We start from the raw sequence: 6,577 nt of genomic DNA, 5'->3' as shown, positions 1-6,577 counted from the left end.
CCACTTCTTTTCCCGCACGAATAGGGGGATTCGAAATAATAGCATCAAAGCTTTGTTCCACATTATCATATATATTAGATAAAAAAATATTATCAACTTTTATATTGTTTTTATCTGCATTTTTCTTAGCTAAATCAAGGGCGCGGCTATTTACATCTACAAGTGTGGCTTTCAAGCCATATTTTTTTGCTAAAGTTAAAGCTAGGGTACCATAACCACAACCGACATCGAGCAAAGTCTTCGCTCCTTCTGGTTGAAAATTATCCAGTAAAACACGTGAACCGTAATCAATAGCGTTTTTAGAAAATACACCTGCATCTGTCAGAAAGTGGAGGGGAAGCCCTAAAAGTTCAACCGATAGTTCCTGCACGTCATGTGCTAAATCTCGATTGTCTTCATAATACATATTTGTTTTTACCATTACAGTTTATTTTATCACAAAATATTTCATTTTTTCTGGGAAAACCTTTACAGATAGAGAGGAAGGATTAGAAAACCCTTACATTCTAATCTTGTTTTTTCAAACAAGTCGGAGCTTCCTAGCTTGGATACTGCTTAGGTTTAGGGCTTTCTTGATAATTTTATAAAGTTAATCTTGCTGTTAAAACAAGTCTCTTAACACAGCCGACAAGCAAAATATGCTAAAATATCTTTATGAATAAATTCATCAATTATGATGAAATTTCGCGAGAAACGTGGCAAAATCTCTACCTTTCTTCAATCGTGCCTTTGACAAATAAGGAGCTCGATGCCATTCGTTCACTCAATGATGAAATTTCACTCCAAGACGTTATCGATGTATACTTGCCTTTAATTTATCTGGTCCGCCTCTATAAGAAAAATATTGAAGATTTAAGCTTTTCAAAAGGCTTATTTTTACAAAAAATTGTTAAAACGCCGCCATTAATTATCGGAATCTCCGGTTCTGTTGCAGTTGGAAAATCGACTGCAGCTCGCCTTGTTCAACTTCTTTTATCCCGTGAATTTAAAAAATTAAGCGTAGAACTTGTGACAACCGATGGCTTTCTTTATCCTACAGCCGTTTTAGAAGAGCGAAACATGTTAGACCGTAAAGGATTCCCTGAAAGTTATGACATGGAGCACCTCTTAAACTTTCTTTACCGCGTAAAAAACGGCGAAACGTGTGAGATTCCGATTTATTCGCACGAAAATTACGATATACTCAAAGATCAAACTCAAACAATTGATCAACCTGATATCTTAATTGTCGAAGGGATAAATGTTCTCCAAAATCCACAGAGCGAGCATCTGTATGTTAGTGATTTTTATGATTTTTCTATTTATGTCGATGCGGATGAAGCTGTGATTGAAAGATGGTATTTGGAGCGTTTTGACAGTCTACTCAAACTTGCCGAAAATGATCCAAATAATTATTATCACCAATTTACAAAAATGCCTTACGATGAAGTGATGCAGCTAGCGCGTCAGACTTGGGCCAATACAAATTTGCCTAATTTGCGTGACTACATTGAGCCCACTCGCAATCGTGCGGAAGTCATCTTACACAAAACAGAGAATCATTACATTGATAAAATTTATTTGAAAAAGTTTTGAAAAAGCATAACATTAATTTACTCTTTAATTAAAAATGCTGTATTTTTGTATCAAACGTTTTTATAATCTGTTCTTTTATGATAAAATATTTTAATATTAATTTTTAGGAGGCCCACTTGTCTGATAAACAACTTGAAAAAATTATCGTTCTTGACTATGGTAGTCAATATAATCAATTGATTGCGCGTCGCATTCGTGAAATCGGTGTTTTCTCAGAGCTGATGAGTCACAAAGTCACAGCTCAAGAAATCCGTGAAATAAACCCTTTGGGGATTGTACTTTCTGGGGGTCCTAACTCTGTTTACGACGAGGGTTCATTTGATATTGATCCTGAAATTTTCGAACTTGGATTACCTATTTTAGGTATCTGCTATGGTATGCAACTGATTAGTCACAAATTAGGTGGTAAAGTTGAGAGTGCTTCTGAAAGCGAATATGGTGTTGCACCTATCGAACTTAAAGCAAAATCTGAACTTTTCGCTCATACTCCTGAAACACAAGATGTTCTCATGAGCCACGGTGACCGTGTTGTTGAAATCCCTGAAGGCTTCCATGTGGTTGCTACTTCTCCAAATAGCCCATTTGCAGCGGTTGAAAACACAGAACGTAACATTTACGGTATTCAATTCCACCCTGAAGTACGTCACTCTGTATACGGAACAGATATGCTTCGCAACTTTGCTTTAAATATTTGTGGCGCTAAAGGTGATTGGTCAATGGAGAGCTTCATTGACATGCAAATTGAAAAAATCCGTGAACAAGTGGGAGACAAAAAAGTCTTGCTTGGTCTCTCTGGTGGTGTAGACTCATCTGTAGTTGGTGTGCTCTTACAACGTGCTATCGGTGACCAATTGACTTCAATCTTTGTGGACCATGGTTTCCTTCGTAAAGGCGAGGGTGATCAAGTGATGAACATGTTGGGAGACAAATTCGGCTTAAATATTATCCGTGTTAATGCTGAAGAACGTTTCATGAATAAGTTAGCTGGTGTGTCTGATCCAGAGAAAAAACGTAAAATCATCGGTAACGAATTTGTTTACGTCTTTGATGATGAAGCTTCTAAACTTAAAGATGTTAAATTCCTCGCTCAAGGTACCCTTTATACAGATGTCATCGAGTCAGGAACAGATACTGCTCAAACAATCAAATCACATCACAATGTTGGCGGCTTGCCAGAAGATATGCAGTTCGAATTGATTGAACCTTTAAATACTCTCTTCAAAGACGAAGTTCGTGCCCTTGGTACAGAACTTGGTATGCCTGATGAGATTGTATGGCGTCAACCATTCCCAGGACCTGGTCTTGCCATTCGTGTTATGGGTGACTTGACACCTGAGAAAATCGCGGTCGTCCGTGATTCAGATGCTATTCTTCGTGAAGAAATCGCTGCTGCTGGATTAGACCGTGATGTATGGCAATATTTCACTGTTAATACTGGCGTTCGTTCAGTCGGTGTAATGGGCGATATTCGTACTTATGACTATACACTCGCTATCCGTGCCATCACTTCTATCGATGGTATGACAGCAGAGTTCGCCAAACTTCCATGGGATGTTTTACAAAAAATTTCAGTACGTATCGTTAATGAAGTGGATCATATCAACCGCGTCGTCTACGATATTACCTCTAAACCACCTGCAACTGTTGAGTGGGAATAATTCCTAGGTAAAACAAATAAAATAGAAATAAAAAATCGCTCAACAGAGCGGTTTTTCTTTTGTCTGAATCGTTAAATTTGGCACAAAATAATCCCCCAACCTTATTGCTGAGGGATAGAGTTTATTATTTTTTACACTGCTATTATAACATCAAGAAAGCGTTATCGCAAGTGTTAAATAATTTTATTTTATCAAAGAATTAATGCAAGTTAACTTAAGCTTTTTCAAGTTCGAACAGGGGGTTTTTAGGAATTTCTTGCTTTTTAACTTCTTTCCAACTCAAAACGCCTTTTTTCTTATTGGTTACGACTTTCAAATAGTCATAATGTTTTAAACTATATTGTGCCGTAAGCTTTATTTCTTGCGATTTTCCTTTTTCATCAAATCCAATGACGGAATATTTATATTTTGTAACATGACCATTATCCGATTTTTTCATTTCAATTTTTTCATCTTCTTGAATTTTCACGAATAAATTCTTGCCACCATGCTCTGAATTGTGCCATACAGAATTTCCAACTATTAAAACAATAATTGCAACCAGGCCAAATACAACTCTTTTCATTATAAAATCCTTTTACTTATTTTTCCTGTAAAAACTATTATATAATGCTTCGCCCTTTTTTTTAAGGAAAACGACTCAGAATTCAGAAAAAAATTTTATAAGCAAAAAAGCTCTCCTGAGGAAAGCTTTTTTGCTTATTTGATAACCATAACGTTACAACGCGCATGATCAATAACATATGCTGTTGTAGAACCAACTAATAAACGGTCAAAGGCGCCTTTACCAGTAACACCAATAACGATTAAATCAATATCATTTGCTTGAGCAAAATCTACGATTTCTTTTTTGGGGGAACCTTCCACTCGATATGCCTTAAACTCTACCTGTTTCTTGATAATTTCAGAAGCTCTTTCAATGATTGCCCGTGATTGCTCTTCTAAATTTTCCAGGATAAGTGGTACACCATAAGCTGAACCATAAAGTCGCACATCGTCTTTGACATTCAAAACAAATAGCGATGTTTCATTGCGTGCTGCAATTTTTACAGCTTCACGTACTGCTTTGTCAGATTGTTCTGAACCATCAACAGCTACCAAAATGTTTTTGTATTTTTCTCTCATAAAAAGCCTCCCTTTTCTAAAATTATCAATTTAATTCCTCTATAATTATATTTTAAATTAAAAAGAGAGAAAAAGATAATAATATGGTTGGAAAATTAAAGAAAAATTTAGTTTCTACTTTAATTAGAAGCACTTACTTTGTTGGTCGTGTAATTTCAAATGTATGACCTAAGCTTGTATAGGCTCTCCCTGACAAGCGCGCAACGGGATCAAGTTCTTTCGCTTTAATATAGAGTCTTTCCTCATCAATGACAGAATCATCCATAAGAATATTTTTTACTTCTAAGAGCATTAATTGGCTTGTTTTTCCTACTGGAATATGCTGATGGAGCACAACCTCTAAACGGGCTTTAGCATTTTCTATAGCAGGTACTTTTACTTCTTCTGATGCTGTAATTTTAATGTCGAATTTTTCAATTTCACTTTCTGTAGCAGTGAGAGGTGCTGATGTTTGATTCATAGCTTCAACATTATCCATATTAACCAGATGGATGACACCTTCCTTTGTTTCCAAAAGGTTTCTAACAGAATCTTTCATCTCTGTCATAGCAATGGATACAATGACTGGATCTTTTGATACGACGTTAAAAAAGCTAAAGGGCGCTGCGTTGACAAGCCCTGTAGAATTTTGAGTTGTCAACCATGCAATCGGTCTTGGAATAACGAGTCCTGAAATTAATTTGTAAGCATCAGTACTGCTCATATCTTCTGGTTTAAATACTTTCATTCTTTCTCCCTATACGACGTTCTTTAATTTTTTCCATGGTCCACAGTGGTTCTAATTTTCTATCTCGAAATGCATCTGACGTATCCAAACGTCGTAAAGCAGCTGCAGTTCGTGCCTTTTCCGCTTCTGCTCCTGGAAAGAGATGCGGAGGCAAACTTAGTGAGAGACCTGCCTCGTCTGAAGTTTCATCTATCCAAAAGCCTGAGGTTACGAGCGCTTCTTCGTAACTACCAACCTTGGCTTGCCCGGATCGTACCATATCTAAGGCAGCAATACCCGGAGTATCTGTAGCGATTTCGAAAAGCACACCGGGTGCAACATTTACATATTCACTGGAAAAATAAAAACGTTCTACTAATCCCGAGTGAGGCATCATATAAGATTTGACACGCTCAATCCAATATCTAAGGGTATCAGGATTAGCTGTACGAAATGCGACATGATGAACCGTCCCATACCCTTGATATGCTCTCTGTGCTTCTTTATCTTGCTCAATGATAATAGAAGCACCATTGCCCCCCTTCGCTACCTCAAAAAGAGTGAAATTATTTTCAGTAGCACTCTTGCGAAATCCAAAAACTTCTGCGAGCAATTGATGGATAATATTTACTTCTGCGAGCTTAATGAAAACAGGTCCTAAGCCTACAATAGCATGCTCAGCTTCTACATTTGAAAGTTGCCAAGGTTTACCTGGAGCAAGGACACCTTGATTTTTTTCGTCGGAAATCAATTGGTACCGCTGACCATCAAAATCCTCAAACTCAAGATATTTTTTACCAAAGCGCTCTGCCACCAAACCATGTGGCACAGCTGACGCTTTAAATCTTTGATGCCAATATTCTAAAGATATATCTTGAGCAACACGAAAAGAAATACGGTCAATGCTATTGATACCGTGGCTACCGGCACCTATTCCAGGGAAATCAAAAAATGTCATATCCGTTCCAGGATTTCCCTCTTCATCCGTAAAATAAAGGTGATAGGCGTCGTAGTCATCCTGATTAACGGTAAGTTTTGCCAGTCTCAGTCCTAAAATATTTGTAAAAAAATCATAGGTCTTTTGGGCACTTGAAGTAATCGCCGTAACATGGTGTATCCCTCCCAGTGCAAATTCCGAATTTAGTTTTGTCATAATTATTTTCCTTGAACTATTGTTTACAGTTGTAAATCTTATTTTCATTATATCATGTCTTACATAATTTTCAAACAACTTGCATTAAAAAAATGCCTCTCTTCAGAGACACATTTTCTATATTTTAAAATAATTTAAGAGGAGCTGGCAAAAGTACAGTTCTGTTAAGCTTCCTGCCACTTGTTCTTGCTTTATCTTTTTAAGAAGCTCGTTGAGTACTTCTGCTTTTTTATAAGAAGATATTGTATCGATTCCTTTTTGAAAAAGCTCCTGGTCTTCAGATATAGGGATACTTTTCGTTTTTTCTAAAAGAGTAACAACCCTAGAGGCCTGGTTTCTTAAGTCAGTGTGTCGTGTAAC

The 6,577-nt window shown here is 36.9% G+C and carries 7 protein-coding genes and 1 pseudogene; 2 read left to right on the top strand and 6 right to left on the bottom strand.

What is annotated here, in order from left to right; genetic code table 11:
- On the bottom strand, nucleotides 1–421 hold a 421-nt coding region (locus tag LACDD01_RS01655), incomplete at its 3' end, for a class I SAM-dependent methyltransferase (protein ID WP_061412998.1).
- A gap of 233 nt (nucleotides 422–654) precedes the next feature.
- On the opposite strand from LACDD01_RS01655, the gene coaA reads away from it, so the two are divergent.
- Both coaA and guaA read left to right on the top strand, forming a co-directional pair.
- The gene (gene coaA, locus LACDD01_RS01650) at nucleotides 655–1,575 is read left to right on the top strand and encodes a type I pantothenate kinase (RefSeq protein ID WP_019292344.1); all 921 of its coding nucleotides are present in this window, start codon (nucleotides 655–657) and stop codon (nucleotides 1,573–1,575) included.
- Between the two features lie 116 nt (nucleotides 1,576–1,691).
- The gene (gene guaA, locus LACDD01_RS01645; RefSeq protein WP_017370164.1) at nucleotides 1,692–3,233 is read left to right on the top strand and encodes a glutamine-hydrolyzing GMP synthase; all 1,542 of its coding nucleotides are present in this window, start codon (nucleotides 1,692–1,694) and stop codon (nucleotides 3,231–3,233) included.
- Nucleotides 3,234–3,447: 214 nt separating this feature from the next.
- On the opposite strand, the gene LACDD01_RS01640 is transcribed toward guaA, so the two are convergent.
- The 5 genes and pseudogenes from LACDD01_RS01640 to LACDD01_RS12175 all read right to left on the bottom strand — a co-directional run.
- A complete protein-coding gene (locus LACDD01_RS01640; protein WP_019292345.1) occupies nucleotides 3,448–3,798 on the bottom strand; it encodes a YxeA family protein in 351 nt (116 codons plus the stop codon).
- A gap of 134 nt (nucleotides 3,799–3,932) precedes the next feature.
- A complete protein-coding gene (locus LACDD01_RS01635; protein ID WP_061412997.1) occupies nucleotides 3,933–4,358 on the bottom strand; it encodes a universal stress protein in 426 nt (141 codons plus the stop codon).
- A 133-nt stretch (nucleotides 4,359–4,491) separates the two neighbouring features.
- On the bottom strand, nucleotides 4,492–5,085 hold the full coding sequence (locus tag LACDD01_RS01630; protein WP_061412995.1) for a flavin reductase family protein: 594 nt from the start codon (nucleotides 5,083–5,085) through the stop codon (nucleotides 4,492–4,494).
- On the bottom strand, nucleotides 5,072–6,295 hold the full coding sequence (locus LACDD01_RS01625) for a VOC family protein (RefSeq protein ID WP_061412993.1): 1,224 nt from the start codon (nucleotides 6,293–6,295) through the stop codon (nucleotides 5,072–5,074). The genes LACDD01_RS01630 and LACDD01_RS01625 overlap by 14 nt, the downstream gene beginning before the upstream one ends.
- Before the next feature lie 39 nt (nucleotides 6,296–6,334).
- A pseudogene (locus LACDD01_RS12175) lies at nucleotides 6,335–6,577 on the bottom strand (hypothetical protein); the annotation flags it as partial.

Origin of the sequence: Lactococcus sp. DD01 (genome assembly GCF_001578715.1) — a bacterium.
Lineage (GTDB): Bacteria > Bacillota > Bacilli > Lactobacillales > Streptococcaceae > Lactococcus > Lactococcus petauri.
Note: the sequence above shows the minus strand (reverse complement) of the source record. Positions and strands in the feature narration are given on the sequence as shown.